The 15559-nt window shown below is 61.0% G+C and carries 14 protein-coding genes; 4 read left to right on the forward strand and 10 right to left on the reverse strand.

Annotated elements, in window-relative coordinates:
* Positions 1-165: 165 nt before the first annotated feature.
* Positions 166-2361: a TonB-dependent receptor gene (locus tag R8871_RS06300; protein WP_175049545.1), complete on the reverse strand. Its 2196-nt coding sequence runs from the start codon at positions 2359-2361 to the stop codon at positions 166-168.
* Between the two features lie 337 nt (positions 2362-2698).
* Between R8871_RS06300 and R8871_RS06305 the strand changes: the two genes are divergently transcribed.
* Positions 2699-2965: a cupin domain-containing protein gene (locus R8871_RS06305; RefSeq protein ID WP_175050020.1), complete on the forward strand. Its 267-nt coding sequence runs from the start codon at positions 2699-2701 to the stop codon at positions 2963-2965.
* 84 nt (positions 2966-3049) lie between these two features.
* On the opposite strand, the gene R8871_RS06310 is transcribed toward R8871_RS06305, so the two are convergent.
* Complete coding sequence (locus R8871_RS06310; protein ID WP_175049546.1) at positions 3050-4165, reverse strand: succinylglutamate desuccinylase/aspartoacylase family protein; 1116 nt, start codon at positions 4163-4165, stop codon at positions 3050-3052.
* Between the two features lie 39 nt (positions 4166-4204).
* Positions 4205-4972 carry a transporter substrate-binding domain-containing protein gene (locus R8871_RS06315; RefSeq protein WP_054034078.1) on the reverse strand — a complete coding sequence of 256 codons (768 nt, stop codon included), beginning with the start codon at positions 4970-4972 and terminating at the stop codon, positions 4205-4207.
* Positions 4973-5088: 116 nt separating this feature from the next.
* On the opposite strand from R8871_RS06315, the gene R8871_RS06320 reads away from it, so the two are divergent.
* Positions 5089-6009, forward strand: coding sequence for a LysR substrate-binding domain-containing protein (locus tag R8871_RS06320; protein ID WP_175049547.1), 921 nt, complete (start codon positions 5089-5091; stop codon positions 6007-6009).
* Between the two features lie 134 nt (positions 6010-6143).
* Here R8871_RS06320 and lysA read toward each other — a convergent pair whose 3' ends face one another.
* A complete protein-coding gene (lysA, locus tag R8871_RS06325; protein WP_407673110.1) occupies positions 6144-7385 on the reverse strand; it encodes a diaminopimelate decarboxylase in 1242 nt (413 codons plus the stop codon).
* A gap of 110 nt (positions 7386-7495) precedes the next feature.
* Here lysA and R8871_RS06330 point away from each other — a divergent pair, with 110 nt between their 5' ends.
* Both R8871_RS06330 and R8871_RS06335 read left to right on the forward strand, forming a co-directional pair.
* Positions 7496-8425 (forward strand): LysR family transcriptional regulator, encoded by a 930-nt coding sequence (locus R8871_RS06330; protein WP_175049549.1) that lies wholly within the window; start codon positions 7496-7498, stop codon positions 8423-8425.
* 57 nt (positions 8426-8482) lie between these two features.
* Entirely contained in the window at positions 8483-9328 is an 846-nt protein-coding gene (locus tag R8871_RS06335) for an oxidoreductase (RefSeq protein ID WP_175049550.1), read from the forward strand.
* On the opposite strand, the gene R8871_RS38390 is transcribed toward R8871_RS06335, so the two are convergent.
* The 6 genes from R8871_RS38390 to R8871_RS06370 form a co-directional block, all read right to left on the reverse strand.
* Positions 9325-9744, reverse strand: coding sequence for a rubredoxin (locus tag R8871_RS38390; RefSeq protein ID WP_246287423.1), 420 nt, complete (start codon positions 9742-9744; stop codon positions 9325-9327). The two genes, R8871_RS06335 and R8871_RS38390, sit on opposite strands and share 4 nt — an antisense overlap.
* 358 nt (positions 9745-10102) lie before the next feature.
* On the reverse strand, positions 10103-11341 hold the full coding sequence (locus R8871_RS06350; RefSeq protein ID WP_175049551.1) for an aromatic ring-hydroxylating oxygenase subunit alpha: 1239 nt from the start codon (positions 11339-11341) through the stop codon (positions 10103-10105).
* 189 nt (positions 11342-11530) lie between these two features.
* Entirely contained in the window at positions 11531-12982 is a 1452-nt protein-coding gene (locus tag R8871_RS06355) for a glycosyltransferase family 2 protein (RefSeq protein WP_175049552.1), read from the reverse strand.
* A gap of 59 nt (positions 12983-13041) precedes the next feature.
* Positions 13042-13641 carry a cytochrome b gene (locus R8871_RS06360; RefSeq protein ID WP_093634273.1) on the reverse strand — a complete coding sequence of 200 codons (600 nt, stop codon included), beginning with the start codon at positions 13639-13641 and terminating at the stop codon, positions 13042-13044.
* A gap of 179 nt (positions 13642-13820) precedes the next feature.
* Positions 13821-14420 (reverse strand): uracil-DNA glycosylase family protein, encoded by a 600-nt coding sequence (locus R8871_RS06365; RefSeq protein ID WP_175049553.1) that lies wholly within the window; start codon positions 14418-14420, stop codon positions 13821-13823.
* 25 nt (positions 14421-14445) lie between these two features.
* Positions 14446-15549, reverse strand: a complete 1104-nt coding sequence (locus R8871_RS06370; RefSeq protein WP_175049554.1) for an SAM-dependent methyltransferase — start codon at positions 15547-15549, stop codon at positions 14446-14448.
* Positions 15550-15559 lie beyond the last annotated feature (10 nt).

Here is a 15559-nt window from a genome sequence, read left to right on the forward strand (position 1 = left end):
CCGACCTACGGGCGATGAGATTAACGCTGCGGGCCGACCCGGCAGACTCACGGGAGCTGCCGCTCTTCAAACAAGAACGCCGCCGGTTGACTCAACCGGCGGCGTTTCTCTTTTTCCGGCAAGGGTGGCTCCAACAGCGAGCCACGCCGGAGCCATCTCAAACGATCAGAAGTCCGTACTCATCGAAAGCAGGAACGTGCGCGGCGCGCCTTGCGTCAGATACCCGCCACTCGTCGATGCCCAGTACGACTTGTTGGCGACGTTGAGCACGTTCGCGCGGAACGTGGTCGGCTTGCCGAACAGCTCGGTCGCGTAACGCGCGCCAAGGTCGACGGTGTCCCAGGCGCGGATCGACAGCGTGTTGGTCGCGTTCAGATATTGCGGCCCGGTGTGAGTCCAGCGCGCAGTCAACGTCAGACCGTTGAGCAACGGCACGTCGTATTCGCCGCCGAGGTTGAGCATGAAGGTCGGCACGCCGATCGGGCGCAGGCCGTTGGTCGCGCCATTTGCCGTATCGAGTTGCTGCGCATTGATGTAGGTCGCGCCGGCGATCACGCGCACACCCTTGAGCGGTTCGCCGGTCACCGACGCTTCGATGCCGCGATGGCGCTGATTGCCGTCCGCCACGAAGAATCCGGCGCTGTTCGTATAAGTCGACGGTTTTTCGATCTGGAAGGCCGCCAGCGACGCACCGTACTGACCGTTGTCGTACTTCACACCCACTTCGTACTGCTTCGAGCGCTCGGGCGGCAGCAGCGCGCCGAAGTTAAGTGCGGTGGAGGGCGCCTGCGATCCGATAGTCAACGCTTCGCTGTGGTTCGCGAAGAACGAGACGTTCTGCCACGGCCTGACGACCAAGCCGAACAGCGGCGTGGTGACCGAGTCGTTGTAGGCCTCGGTCTGCACGCCGGTGTAGCCGAACGCATTCGAATGAATCTCCTGATGGCGCGCGCCGATCGTGAACAGCACCCGGTCGTTCAGGAAGCCCAGCGTGTCGGAGACCGCGACGCTGCGCATCAGCGAGAGCGCAGTGGTTTGCGGATCGGCCAGGTTGCCGCCCGTGAACGCCGTAGCGGGGGAGGCAACCTGCGGTGTGTTGTAGAGATCGGTGTTGAACGACTTGCTCAGCGTATAGGCCGACTGCGAGTCCACCCGTACGATCGACGCACCCGCCGTCACGAAGTGCGTGACGGGTCCGGTCGTGAAGCGTCCGCGAACCCCCGCCTCCGCCGATGTCGCGTCTTCCTGATGCGGCACGCCGAGGCGCGAGGCGGTCGTGCCGGTGTTTCTCACGGTCGGCGACGAATACTCACCGTGTTCATCGGTGTGTCGCGCGCCGCCCGCTACGTACGCCGTCCAACCGGGAAGGAAGTCATATTCCGCACGCAGAATGCCGACCGTGTCTTCGAGCGACGAGGAGGTCCAGCTCTGCCCGTAGTTGTAGGTGGCCGACGGAGGTTCCGGCACAAAGTTGCCGGCGACGTTGACGGTTGGCCGGCCGCCGTTGACGCGCTGGCGCTGATACAGGAAGTCGCCGTACAGACGCACTTTGTCGCCGCGCCAGTCGAGCGAGACCGCCGTGGTGTTGTCGCGCCGATGTTCGCCGTCGATCGCAGTTTCGCCGTCGTGATTCGCCTGATTCACGCGGATGCCGAACTGGTCCTGACTGCCGAAACGGCGGCCCACGTCGATATGTTCGCCGAACCCGCCCGAGCCCGTGCCTTCCAGGGTGACGCGCGTGAGCGGTTTGTCGTCGGCGCGTTTCAATTGCAGGTTGATGCCGCCACCGACCGCCGATCCCCCCGGCGAGGCGCCGCTCAGAAACGCATTGGCCCCTTTGAAGACGTCCACGCGTTCGAGCGCATCGGTCGCCACCAACTGGCGCGGCGTGATGCCATACAGACCGTTCAGCGAAATGTCGTCGCCCTGGAGTTGGAAGCCACGGATCACGAACGTCTGCGAGAAGTTGCCGAAGCCGTACGCCATGCGCACGGAAGGGTCGTTGGCGAGCACGTCCGCGAGCGTGCGGGCCTGTTGATCTTCCATCAGTTTCGATGTGTAGGTCGTCATGCTGAATGGCACGTCGATGTTCTTCTGCTGGCCCAGCACGCCGAAGTCGGCACCGCGAGCAACCTGTCCGCCGCCGTAGGTCGGGGCGAGATCGCCCGGCAGGGCATCTTTGGTCGCCTGAACCTTGACGGCGGGCAGGGTGCTGTCGGTAGCGGATTTCGGATCGGCGGATTGGGCCGAAGCGAGATTCGGAAGACCGGAGAGTACGGCGATGGCGGCGAGGATGGCTGTACGGCTGGCCGGGGTTTTGGCAGGCATGGCCTGCAAGAACTGCAATCGCGAAACGGACATAAAAGGAGGTCGAGAGCGTGGTCGTTTACCTTCCGTCCCGGGGCACGTTCGGAATCCGGGCGGCATTTTTCTGGTTTCCCCGGTGTGTCGCGCCGATTTGTGTGGCTATCAACCGCACGGCACTCCGAAGTATTTGATCTGCATAATTGTAATGCAAATGCGAATCGTTACTATTAACAAAAATGTAAGCGAGGCCGAAATTTTTGTTGTTGCGGCTGGTTGTGGACTTTAGGTGGGCCGAGATTGCACCGATTTAGTGCATGGTTTGCGTCTGCACTGCACGAACTGGCGCTTGGCGCTACAGTGAATGTCCTACATCGCCTGCCAAGGAAACGTCATGGACCGCGAGACATTCACTGAAAGCCTGACAAAAGACAGCTTCCCCGACGCCGTCGTTGTGACGCGGGAGGCGAACACATCGATGGATGTTCATGAGCATCCGTTCGAAGCGAAGGCGTTGATTCTGGAAGGCGAGATGGTCATACGCGCGGGAGACACGGAGCAAACTTATAAAGTCGGCGACGTGTTCCACTTGCCGGCGAACAAGCTGCATGCGGAGCGCTATGGTCCGAATGGAGTGACGTATCTGGTGGGGCGGAAATAAGAAAACCTGCGGACGGCAGAGGCACCCAGCAAGCGGGCGTGGTCTGAAACCACCCGTGCGGCCGCCGTCAGCAGAACGAATAACTTACGCCCCTAACAAAACCCCGGTCCTGAACGCTTTCTTCCCAGTCACCCGCCCCAACGGCGCCCCCGCCGTCACAAACCGAATAGCGCGCCGCATATAAAACACCCCTTCGGTATTGCTAACAAGCGTAGTAGTCTCATCCGTCAACGGATCGACAATATCGAACAGCGCCTGCCCGACACGAATCGTCTCCCCGATCTTCGCGCGATGAACAAGAATCCCGCTAACTGGCGCATAAAACTGCTCGCTGCCAGCGAGCGGCGTGGCGGGCGACAACAACTCGGGCAAAGGCTTCACATCAAGCTTGATAGCCTTGCGCCAAACCAGATAATCGACCAGCGCGTCCGCATCCTCCTGCGCAACTTCATAAGACACATCGCGCTGCCCACGGCACTCCACCGTCACGGCAATCGCCCCATCCGGCACCGGCCTATCAGCAGGCATAGCTTGCTGCAGTTGCCACCACAACAAACTATGCGTCTCATCAAACGACTCCCCACCCGAGTTAGTCGCCAGCAACGAAGCTTGCGCGCCCAGATACCGTGACAGAGGTTCGAATTCAGGCCAGGCAGCCTCACTGGTATAGAGATGCATTGCCGCTTCCAACGAGCAATGCAAATCGATCACCACATCCGCATCGAACGAGAGCTTCAGCAGCGCCAATTGCAGCGACTCGAACTCAGTCAACGGTTTCTGTTCAGCCAGTTCAGCCGCAATCAACTCGCGAACAATCCGCCGATTCTCCGCAGCATCCGAACCCAACGCATCCTTAGCCCGCTCCACCAGCTTCGAGAACTGCATGAAGTGTCGATTGAAGTTCTTGCCGCTGCCCAGATCGAAGCGCCCAAGAAATTGCCCGAGCACATACTGCCCGAGCCCAACCGGATTCGCGACGGGCACCAGCACGATTTCCGCGTTCAACGCACCTTGCTTCTCCAGTTCAAGCAATCGACGCTTAAGCAAAACCGTCGTCAACATCGCCGGTGTTTCATCGGCATGTAGCGACGACTGGATGTAAATCTTCTGTCCGCTATCCGAAGGACCAAAATGAAACGACACCAGTTCACGGTGCGTGCCGATAGCCGGCGACAGAAGCGGAATCGATTGCTTATTCATGAGAGCAAGAAGTCTGGAGAAGAATATGAAGTGAGTAAATCAGTTACCGTACGGATCGAAGTCGAAGTACTTCTTCGCGATCTGCGCGTACGTACCGTCCTTGCGCATCGAAGCAATCGCCTCGTTAATGGACGCCTGCACCGCAGTCTCATCCTTGCGCAGGCCGATGCCCACGCCGCGATCCCCCATCGAAAGCGGCTCGCCGACAAACGCAAACCCCTTCCCCGCCGGCGTACGCAAGAAGCCGTAGTCGGCTTCAACAGATCCGAGCAACGCGCCATCCAGGCGACCGTTCTGCAAGTCGGCGAACACCTCATCCTGACTCTTGTAGGCAACCACGTGCACGCCAAGCGGCGCCCAATTCTTCAGCGCGTAACCCTCGAACTGCGTCCCCGACTGCACGCCAATCTGCTTGCCGGCCAACGCATTCAATCCACCCGCGAGCGCCGAACCTTGTCGCGCGATCAGCCGCGATTTGAACTGGAACAGCTTCGACGAAAACAGAATCTGTTGCTCGCGTTTCTCCGTGATCGCCATCGACGAAAGGATCGCGTCGATCTTGCGCGCCTGCAGCGCCGGAATCATCCCCGAGAATTCGAGTTCGACCCACTGGCAATGCGCATGGATGCGTCGGCAGATTTCGTTGCCGAGATCGACGTCGAAACCTTTGAAGCTGCCGTCGGGCGCCTTGGAGTCCATCGGCGGATAGGTCGGATCGATACCGAGGCGCAGCGTGGCGGGGTCGGCGGCAAACGCAGCACTGCTGAAAGCCAGCGCGGCGCTCAAGATCATCAGCGGAATTTTCATGGGAGGCGGGTATAGGTTGGGCGGATTACTACAGAGCCATGCTATGTCGCCGTTGCGCCTCAAAGAAGTCCCGAAAGTAATATCATGATCACTTTTACCGATCACAGAGACTTCACATGGCGCTGACGATCTCCCAGCTACGCGCATTCACCGCGATTGCCGAGCACGGCAGCATTCGCGCGGCGTCGCGGGCACTCGGCATCGCCCAGAGCGGCATCACGCAGCAGTTGCAGAACCTCGAATCGATGCTGGGCGCGACTTTATTCACCCGCACGAACCGTGGCATCGCGCTAACCGCGCTCGGCCAGCGGCTCCTGCAGCGCGCCGGCGCGATTCTCGGTGAATGCGAGCGGGCTGAACAGGAAGTGCAGCAGTTGCGTGGCGACTACGCGGGCGAGGTCACGTTCGGCATGACCACCGAGCCGCTCATCGACGCCTTCGCGCCGGTCCTGATGGAATTCCGCGCGCGCTTCGAGCGCGTCGCCGTACATTTGCGCACCGGCACCTCGCGGATGATGATTTCGTGGATTCGCGAAGGCAGACTCGATTTCGCCGTCGCGCTAGTGTCGAAGTACACCGATACGGCCGATCTGTCTGTAACTCCGCTCTATCCGTCCGACCCGGTGGTGGTCTGCCGTCGCGGTCATCCGAAAGCGGGCGCCACCTCGATTGCCGATCTTGTCGATTGCACGTGGGTGGCGACGCCCTCACCGAACCTCACCGACGATCCGCAAGTCAATCGCCTGAATCATCTGTTCGAGAGCCACGGGCTGCCGCCGCCGAAAGTCATCGCGACGGTGGAAGGTCTGTACGAGACGCTGCATCTGGTCGGCGCGACGGACTGCCTGTCGCTGGAGTCGTCGATCGTCGTAAAGCGCGGGCCGTTTGCGAGCACCCTTACGTCGATCGACGTGCGCGAGCGAGCGGTCGAACAGAACGTGTGCCTGCTGCAGCGCGCGGCGATTCCCGTCACGCCCGCTGCACAGGAACTCGCGACGATGATTGCGTCGTACATGCGCACGGTGCGGGCGCGATGAAGCAGATGCGCGCAGCGCAGGGCCGTGCGCAGGCGCCCTGGTCATGCGCCTGGTTGGGCTGGACGGCGTGGCGTTCGAGCTAAGGCAACCGTCGGCCCGATGCCGCGATTCCGGCTATGTGGCTGCCGGCGTGCTCAGCCCAGCGTTTCGAGCGCGATCAACTCCTCGATAGTCTGCCTGCGCCGAATCAACCGCGGCATGCCGTTTTCCACCAACACTTCAGGCGCCAACGGCCGGCTGTTGTAGTTCGATGACATCGACGCGCCGTATGCGCCCGCGTCATGAAACACGATGAAGTCCCCCACTTCCGGCGCCGGCACGGAGCGGCTCGTGACAACACCACCCGCCTCCTGCGTGAACACATCCCCGGCCTCGCACAACGGCCCTGCAACTGCGAAAGAGCCACTCGGCGCTTCGCTCGGCATGCCATTGCCCTTCACCACCGTCATCTCATGATGACTGCCGTAAAACGACGGCCTTACCAGATCGTTGAATCCCGCATTCACCAAGGCAAATTGCCGGTTCGGCCGCCGGTTCAGCGCGTGCACCTCGGTAACCAGCACACCCGCTTCGGCAACCAGAAAGCGCCCCGGCTCGATTTCGAGTCTCACGCGATGTCCAAGATGCGCTTCGATCTCCCGCCGCGCCGCATCCCAAAGACGGAAATAATGCTCGACGTCGATCCGCGGCTCACCTTCGCGGTACGGCACTGACAAACCGCCGCCGGCCGAAATCGCTTCGATATCGTGGCCTAAACCTTGCACCGCTTCGACCATCGCATCGCATACGCGCGATAGATGCGTGTAGTCGACACCGGAGCCAATATGCATGTGCAGCCCGACCAGCTTCAGTCCGTAACGCCGCACGATGGCAATCGCCAGCGGCATATCGTCTAGCCAGATGCCATGCTTGCTATGCTCGCCGCCCGTGTTGGTTTTGTTGCTATGGCCGTGCCCAAAACCAGGATTGATCCGCAACCACACACGATGGCCTTCAGGCGCGTGTTGTCCAATACGTTCAAGCATATCGAGCGACCCAGCGTTGACCGTGATGCGATGCTCGATCACGGTGGCCAGCGTCGCGTGATCGATGAGGTCAGCGGTAAACACCACACCCTCAGGATCGCCGTTCGGCTGGAAACCCGCTGCAAGACTGCGCGCGATTTCACCCAAAGACACAGCATCGACCATCGCCCCTTCGTCGCGCATCAGCTTCAGGATATGCACGTTCGAACTCGCCTTCTGTGCATAGCGAATCACGTCGAAGCTGCGCAGTTCGGCGATACGTTGGCGGATCACGTCGGCGTCGTAGACCCAAAGGGGCGTGCCGTACTGATGCGCAAGTTCGACGAGTTGTGCTGGATTGAATGTGGTCACGGTTCGCGGCTCTCTGTATCGAAGCATTAGTGAGCGACATGATGCTAAGAACTGGTCATTCAGTAAAATACCTATTCTTCGTTGACCCATTCATTTCTGATATAGACATCATGGCGCTCACTCATCGACATATCGAAGTCTTCCGCGCGTTGATGACGGCAGGCAGTGTCACCAAAGCGGCCGAGATGCTCTTCACGTCGCAGCCCACAGTAAGCCGCGAGCTTGCGCGCATGGAACAGAGCGTGGGCTTTGCCTTGTTCGAACGCGTGCATGGGCGGCTGCGTCCGACCATGTCCGCGTTAACGCTTTTCGATGAAATCAAGCGCGCATATATCGGGCTCGAACGAGTGGCGTCTACGGCGGCAAGTCTGCGCGAATTTCAGGGCGGCCAGCTTTCCGTCATCGCGTTGCCCGCGTTTTCGCACTCGATCCTGCCAGGCGCAGCGAAACGTTTTCACGACGCACAGCCCGGCGTCAGCCTTTCGATCGCGACGCAGGAATCACCGTTTCTCGAAGAATGGCTGACCGCGCAGCGTTATGACCTCGGCTTGACTGAACACGGCGCGCCGCCTGCTGGAACACGCCTGACGCCCTTGCTTGAAGTGGACGAAGTTTGCGTGCTACCCGATGGGCATCCATTGCTCGCCAAGCGCGTGATCGATTTGAAGGACTTCGCGAATCAGCCCTTCATCAGTCTTTCGTCGAACGATCCGTACCGGATTCAGATCGACGAAGCCTTCACGCAAGCGGGCATCGCGCGCCGCCAGATGATCGAGACGCCCACCGCCGTCTCCGTGTGCAGTTTCGTGCGGCAAGGTCTCGGCGTGGCCATTGTCAATCCGCTTACGGCATTGGATTTCGCGGGCCGCAATCTGCATATCCGGCCGCTCGCCGTGTCGTTGCCGTTTCGGGTGAGCGTGATTCATCCAGAGCATCGCCCAAGCCATCCGCTGGCCGGCGCATTCGTCGAAGCGCTGCAAAGCGAGGCCGCCGCGTTAAGAATAGAATTAAAAACTCACTCAAAACGCAAGCAGCAATAAGGGCGCTATTCGACTAACAAACCGCGCCACGTTCGCCCATCAACAGGAGTTTCCCAAATGATGAATCGAGACAATCCCGTCTGGCTGATTACAGGCTGTTCAACCGGCTTCGGCCGCGAGTTGGCAAAGTTGGTGCTGGAGCGCGGATGGCGCGCGGTGGTCACCGCACGCGACGCGTCGAAAGTGAAAGATATCGCCGAAGCGCACGGCGATCGCGCGCTGGTTCTCCCGCTCGACGTGACGAACCGCAAGCAGATCGCGGATGTGGTCGCGCAGGCCAGGCAGCGTTTCGGGCGCATCGATGCGCTCGTCAATAACGCGGGTTACGGCTATCTGGCCGCGATTGAAGAAGGCGAGGACGACGAAGTCCGCGCCATGTTCGAGACCAACGTGTTCGGTCTGGTCGACATAACGAAGGCCGTGCTGCCGATTATGCGTGAGCAGCACAGTGGCTTGATTGTGAACGTGTCGTCGATTGGCGGCATCACGAGTTTCGCTGCAACCGGTTATTACCACGCCACCAAATACGCGGTGGAAGGCTTGTCCGAATCGCTTGCGACGGAAGTGAAGCCGCTCGGCATCGATGTATTGATCGTCGAGCCCGGCCCGTTCCGCACGAACTGGGCAGGTCCGTCGATCAAGCAATCGGCAACGGAGATCGACGACTATGCGGCCACGGCTGGCGAGCGCCGCAAGCAGACCGAAGCGCGCAGCGGCAAGCAGGCGGGTGACCCGGTGCGCGCCGCCCAGGCGATCATCGACACCGCTCTGTCGGACAACCCGCCGCTGCGTTTGCTGCTCGGCAAGACAGCACTCGAACTGGCGCGCAAGAAGCTGGACTTCATGCGTGGCGATTTCGATGCATGGGAAGCCACGACGGTCGGCGCGGATTTTCCGGCTTAAAACTCGACCAACGCAAAATCTTCCTTGCCCACGTCGCACAGTGGGCAGCGCCAGTCAGCCGGGACATCCGCCCAACGGGTGCCCGGCGCGATACCTTCTTCCGGCAAGCCGGCGGCTTCGTCGTAGATCCAGCCGCAGATCACGCAAACCCATTGTTTGAAGTCGTCCGCAGGCACCGCGCTTTCTTGCGCCGCATGCGGCGCATCGGCCGCGTGCGAAGCTACCGCCATCTCATCAAGGCTCACAACCAAAGGCGCGACGGTACCCACGCTACTTTCAGCCAGGCGTGTCTGCAAGTTTTCCAACAGCTGTTGCGCTTCGACATGCGTCAAATCGATCCAGTACGGATCGCCGGCGCCGTCGTTGAGCCGCTCGGGAGAAAACTGGATTTCTACAGCGACGCCCTTCTTGTACATGGCAAATCGGAATATCGATGAAGCCGGCGCGAACGCCGGCATAGGGTCGGATGCTTGAAGCGAGGGCTTCGTGGCGGAGTTAAGCGAACTGGTTCAGCACGATCGCTGCGATCAGTCCCGCTGCGCCGATGAGGCCCAGCAGTTGCAGCAAAGTGAGGGATTTACGGGATGCGGTGGGGATGTGTTGCGTAGTCACGAGGCGTTCTTAAAGATCGGAAAAAGCGAAATGGTACACGGATCGGAGGTCGGCGCATCTCGATTGGCGCAAACCTCAGTGTGTCAGATGCCATTATCGCTGCTCGATCAGCCTGAATTCCCTACCCGGTGGAGATGGATTCATTCTCCACCGGGCGGAATATCAGGTATTCGACAATGGATTGCCGTGACGCGAATCCCAGAAGCGGATCACCGCGCCGCCGCCCGTGCCGGCGCCCACCACCTGATCCGGTGCGCCGCTTTCGCGCAACAAGGCGCGTAGTTCGTTGATGACCGGAAACACCTCGTGATTCCAGTCCGCGCCCTGCGAATCGTGCGCACGTTGTTCCGCTTCGACGATCTCGCGGTCTTCCTTGAAAATGCGCTCGGTGAACCACACGAGCAACGGCCACGCGAGATTCAGCACGCCGGGAATGCCCGGTTTGCGAATCGACAGCAGGCCAAACGTGCGGTTCGTGCGCTGCTCACGATCGAGCGGCACGTAGGCGATCCACAAATCCATCACCAGTGTCTGATCGGACGTGCGGATCTGCAGCGTCTGATACGGATACTCGGTGCGGATCGTCATCACGTCCTTGTCGTTGTCGCCACCGGTCTTGCGGCTCTGGCCGAACACGATCGCTTCACCGATCGGCTGCTGGCCGGCCATGCGCGCAAACGTGTAATCGACTTCGACCCAGCCCTCGCCGCGCCGCCGGCCCAGCGAACGCGCGCGCATCTGACCCATCTGGCGGCGATGCAGGAACTGATGGTTCATATCCATCAGATTCTCGTGCATGAACGAATAGTGGCAATTCACCGGACGGCCGAAACGGCGGGTCTTGTACTTCTTGTCGGATACGGAACCGAACGCGGGTAGCGGCCGCTCTTCGGCCAACTCTGCATTGCCGGGAAACACGAAAATCACGCCTTCGACTTCGCGGCACGGATAAGAACGCACGCCATTGGGCAAACGGTCGCGGCCCAGATACGGCACGTCGATGCAGGCGCCTGAACAGTCGTAGGTCCAGCCGTGATATCCGCAACGGATCGACTCGCCGTCCACCACACCCTGATGCAACGGCACCTGGCGATGCGCGCAGCGATCTTCGAGTGCGAATACCTTGCCGGACTCCGTACGCGCCAGCACGATCGGCTCGCCCGCGAACGTCACACCATGCGTCTTACCCCGCTTTACCTCGTGCGACCACGCGAGCGGATACCAGTAATCAGGGTGAATACCTACACGCCGCAGATCGCGCACTGGGGCGTCATGGGCGGCCTGATCCGGCGCGTGAGGTTTCGCGCCTGTTGAGGCGTTGGTTTGCGCGGCTGCATGAGCAGGCGACGTATCGACCGGCGCATCGACGGTGTCTTGTTCGAGCGGGGGAACAGCATGCATAGGTGGAGCCTCCGTGCACGAGCGGATAGAAGTTAGTCGCCCTGCAATTCGCGGGCCGACATCGCCGTACAGTCTACTCGAACCCGAAGCGGCATGGTTCCGCCACCTGCATGCCATGTCCGGCTCGCCGCCCGTTGAGCGGGCGCGCCAGCCTTGCGACCCATGTGCCTTTGCCCCGGCGATTGGCGACTAGCTTTCGTCGCGCGTCACGAGGCCGGAGCGACGCTGCACGCCCCACGAGCGTCCGCCGCGCAGGAAATGCAGCCAGCCCAGCAGTGCGCCGACGTGCCGCACCAGCTGGAACGTGAACGGCTCGGCAATCGCCGCGAGCACCGCCATCCACAAACTGGAGCCGGTGCGGTGGCCGGTCCAGCGGCGGTACAGATGGATACACCAGAGATAGAACGCGAGGTCGATCGCCGTTTTGAGGCCGATCACGCTGAAAATCGACACGACGATCGCACCATGCCCGCCGAACAGAAAGCCGAGCAGCAGAGCAAAGGCGGTCAGCCCGTAGATCGGCTGCATCGTATCGATGGCTTTGACCGGCAGCATCAGCATGCCCATCGTGCCGTAGCGCGGGTTGCCGGTCATGTCGCGGTTCCAGTATTGCGTTTGCAGGAAACCCGCAAACCAGCGGCGGCGCTGCCGCAGGAAACTGCCGAGGTTGTCCGGCGCGTCGGTGTGCGCATGGGCATCGCCGACCACACGCACGTCCCAGCCGAGACCATGATCGACCGAATAGCGGCGCAGCCGGTGAATCAGTTCGTAGTCTTCGACGAGACACTGCGGATCGAAACCGCCCACGTCGACCAGCGCATCCCGCCTGAACGACGCGAAGGCACCGGAAATCAACAGCAGACTGTCGGCGCGCATCCACGCAAAACGGGCGATGAAGTTGCGCATGTACTCGTAGGTCTGGAACCACTGGAACACGCGGCCTGAAACCGATTTTCCGCACACCGGCACCAGGATGCCGGCCGCCGCGACCAGCTTCGGCTCGCTCGCGAAGGCGGCGCGCATCGCGTAGGTGGCGTCGTCGTCGAGCAGCGTGTCGGCGTCGACGGTCATGACGGTCTCGGTGGTCATGACCGTGATGGCTGCGTTCAGCGCACGCGCCTTGCCGCCGTGCGGCACACGCAACCAGTACAGATTCGGGTACAGCGAACTCGGCGCACTCAGCACGCCATCAGCGGCGGCAGTAAGGCCAAAGCGTTCGGTGAGCAGCGCATGGGTGGCATCGGTCGAACCGTCGTCGGCGATCACAATTTGCGCAGGGCCATGCGTCTGGCGCAGCAGCGCGGCGAGCGTCACCGGCAATACCGTCGCCTCGTTATGCGACGCGACGATCACACCCATGCCTGGCAAGTTGCGCGCATCGAAGTCCGGCTCGAGCGGCGGCGTGGGCCGCATCAGCGGCAGCGTTTTCCAGGTGACGAATGCAAGCAGCAAGGTGTCGTACACGACGTACGCAATGCCGGTCGACCACGCCACCACGCCTTGCAGAAAGAAGGCGCGGGCGAACAGCAGCAACCACAGCACGACAACGCTGAAATGAATCAGCGTGCTCAGCAGCGTAGTGGGACGCGGCAGAATGCGCGGCGATGCAAGGGCGAGCGCCTGTTCCAGAGTTTTCTTCAAAATGACTGCCGAGTCCGTCGTTGGTGCGGTTATCAGGTAGACAGCAAGTTAGAAGGTGCTTACGGCACCATGCGTTTCAGAACCGACTTGCGGTCGATCCATTGATGCTTCAGCGCACCGCCGATATGCATCGCCAGCAACGCATACAGCGCGTAGCCGAGCCACGTATGCAAAGCGCCGAAGCGGTCGTGCAGCGTCTCCTTGAGCACCGGATCGAGATTCATCACATAGCCGATGCGCGGCCAGGGAAACAGATTGAAAAGGTGCATGGGATGCGTGGCGGCATCTTTCCACGCAGAATCGTGCAGCCAGCCGGAAAGCGGCAGCGCAATCATCAGCAGGTACAGCAGGAAATGGGCAACGTGCGCGGCGATCTTTTCCCACGACGGAAACTCACGCGGCAACGGCGGCGGCTTGTGCGTCACGCGCCACAAGATGCGCATCAGCGCGAGACCAAGCACCGTGATACCGATCGACTTATGCGTATCGACCACCGGACGCACCCAGTCGTCGGGCCATGATTCCGCCGTGAGGCCGAGTACGACATTGCCGATCATCAGCAGCGCGATCAGCCAGTGCAGCGTTATCGCCGTGCGGGTATAGCGCGACGCCAGCGGCGTGCCGGTTGAATCGGTCAGGGAGTCGGCGTGAGTATTCATCAATCGTTCCGTCTGCAAATGGTTTTCTGGCGAAAGCTGTTTGAAAATTCGGCCGTGCCGCAGCAGGTCTGATCTCGCCGCCGGTATGAAGCAAACGCATCAGTTTGCCGTTTTATTCCGTCAGGCGCTTAATTGTGTGTTTCAGATTATTTCGCGGTATTTCGATGGCGCGAGGCGAATCATTCCTGGAGCACCGCGCGAACCCGCGCCCGCAAAGTCGGCAATACATCCGCTTCGAACCAAGGATTGCGCTTGAACCAGGCGATATTGCGCGGCGAGGGATGCGGCAGCGGTATTACGCGGGGGCCGTAATCTCGCCAGCGCAGCAGCGTATCGGTCAGCGTCGGCCCGAACGCGTCACCGAGGCCAAAACGCTGCGCGTATTGGCCAATCAGCACCGTGAGCCGCACCTCGCGCAACTGAGCCAGCAGGGCCTGATGCCAAAGCGCGGCGCATTCGGGCCGCGGCGGCAAATCGCCACTCGCGCCTCTGCCCGGAAAGCAGAAACCCATCGGCACGATGGCAAATTTCGAGGCATCGTAAAAGGTTTCGTCGGCAACCTCGAGCCAGTTGCGCAAACGTGCACCACTCGCGTCGCTCCATGGAATGCCAGAAGCATGCACGCGCGCACCGGGCGCCTGGCCGATGATCAGAATGCGCGAATCGGCCGACGCCACGACAACCGGCCGCGGCGCATGCGGCAGCACCGGCGCGCACACCGTACAGGCGCGAATGTCGTGCAACAACGTGTGCAGTGGAATGAGTTTCCTTGCGGTCATACGGAGGCGCGGGTCAGGATTCGGTTTAGCGTTTTACAAACCGATAGTGTCCCACGCCCCACTCATTCCCGTTCGCGTAGCCGAACAACTCGGCCACGGCCATATAAAACATCCGCCACCGTTGAAACCATACAGCCGCATTGCGCGCGCCATAGGTATGGACCAGCATTGGCATCACGCGGTCACGTGCTGCATCGAGCGCGGCGAGCCAGTGATTCGCCGTGCGCTCATAGTGTGTGCCGTTCACCCACCACTGCCGTTCCATGCGCAGATCGTCCTGGAAGTTCAGCAGCAGCGCTTCGGAGGGCATCGTGCCGCCGGTGAAAAAGTACTTCGACATCCAGTCGTTGCCGTCCTGCACCTGAAAGTGATACGCAAGCGTGCGATGCACGAAGATATGCACGAACAGCTTCGCGTCGTCGCGCATCCAGCGTGAAATCTTGGCAAGCAGCAGCCCGTAGTTCTTCATATGCTCGAACATCTCGATCGACACCACGCGATCGAAGCCGCCGCCAAGTTGCGCTTCGTCGAATTCGAAATCGACGACATTGCCCGTGACCACCGAGAGGTTGTGCAAACCGAACTCCGCCGCACGCGCTTCGATGAACGCGCGTTGCCCATGCGAATTAGACAACGCGACAATCTGCGCTTGCGGATAGTGCGCCGCCAGCCACAACGATAACGAGCCCCACCCGCAACCGAGATCGAGAATCCGCTGACCGTCGGCCAGTTCCGCGCGTTCGGCGTAGCGCTCGAGCATCGCCGCTTCGGCTTGCGCGAGCGTCTCGTTGCCGGTTGGGTACAAACAGCACGAATACTTGAGATGCGGTCCGAGATGCGCGTGGAAAAACGACGCCGGCACCTCGTAATGCTGCGTGTTGGCGGCCTGCGTTTCAATGGCGATCGGACTCGTGCGCAACTCGTCCAGCAGACGGTTGAGCCGTTGCGCGCGCACCTCGCCGTTGTCGATCGCTTCGTCGCGCAAACGCTGGCGCATGAGCTGACGCATGCCGAAACGGATCAGGCTGTTGGGCAGCCAGCCGCGTTCGCAGCTCTGGATCAACCAGCCGTCACCCGGTTCGGCGGGCGACGAAGGCGGCATTGTTTGGTCGGTAGTGGAAAGGCTCATGAGGCTGACT

It is taken from the genome of Paraburkholderia sediminicola (assembly GCF_902859805.1).
Taxonomy (GTDB): Bacteria; Pseudomonadota; Gammaproteobacteria; order Burkholderiales; family Burkholderiaceae; genus Paraburkholderia; species Paraburkholderia sediminicola.

What these genes read in the sequence shown, in the direction of transcription:
- R8871_RS06335 (WP_175049550.1), top strand. Translation starts at nt 8,483, where the DNA reads ATGATGAATCGAGACAATCCCGTCTGGCTGATTACAGGCTGTTCAACC.
- R8871_RS06350 (WP_175049551.1), bottom strand. Translation starts at nt 11,341, where the DNA reads ATGCATGCTGTTCCCCCGCTCGAACAAGACACCGTCGATGCGCCGGTC.
- R8871_RS06315 (WP_054034078.1), bottom strand. Translation starts at nt 4,972, where the DNA reads ATGAAAATTCCGCTGATGATCTTGAGCGCCGCGCTGGCTTTCAGCAGT.
- R8871_RS06365 (WP_175049553.1), bottom strand. Translation starts at nt 14,420, where the DNA reads ATGACCGCAAGGAAACTCATTCCACTGCACACGTTGTTGCACGACATT.
- R8871_RS06360 (WP_093634273.1), bottom strand. Translation starts at nt 13,641, where the DNA reads ATGAATACTCACGCCGACTCCCTGACCGATTCAACCGGCACGCCGCTG.
- R8871_RS06310 (WP_175049546.1), bottom strand. Translation starts at nt 4,165, where the DNA reads ATGAATAAGCAATCGATTCCGCTTCTGTCGCCGGCTATCGGCACGCAC.
- R8871_RS38390 (WP_246287423.1), bottom strand. Translation starts at nt 9,744, where the DNA reads ATGTACAAGAAGGGCGTCGCTGTAGAAATCCAGTTTTCTCCCGAGCGG.
- R8871_RS06370 (WP_175049554.1), bottom strand. Translation starts at nt 15,549, where the DNA reads ATGAGCCTTTCCACTACCGACCAAACAATGCCGCCTTCGTCGCCCGCC.
- R8871_RS06300 (WP_175049545.1), bottom strand. Translation starts at nt 2,361, where the DNA reads ATGTCCGTTTCGCGATTGCAGTTCTTGCAGGCCATGCCTGCCAAAACC.
- R8871_RS06305 (WP_175050020.1), top strand. Translation starts at nt 2,699, where the DNA reads ATGGACCGCGAGACATTCACTGAAAGCCTGACAAAAGACAGCTTCCCC.
- R8871_RS06330 (WP_175049549.1), top strand. Translation starts at nt 7,496, where the DNA reads ATGGCGCTCACTCATCGACATATCGAAGTCTTCCGCGCGTTGATGACG.
- R8871_RS06320 (WP_175049547.1), top strand. Translation starts at nt 5,089, where the DNA reads ATGGCGCTGACGATCTCCCAGCTACGCGCATTCACCGCGATTGCCGAG.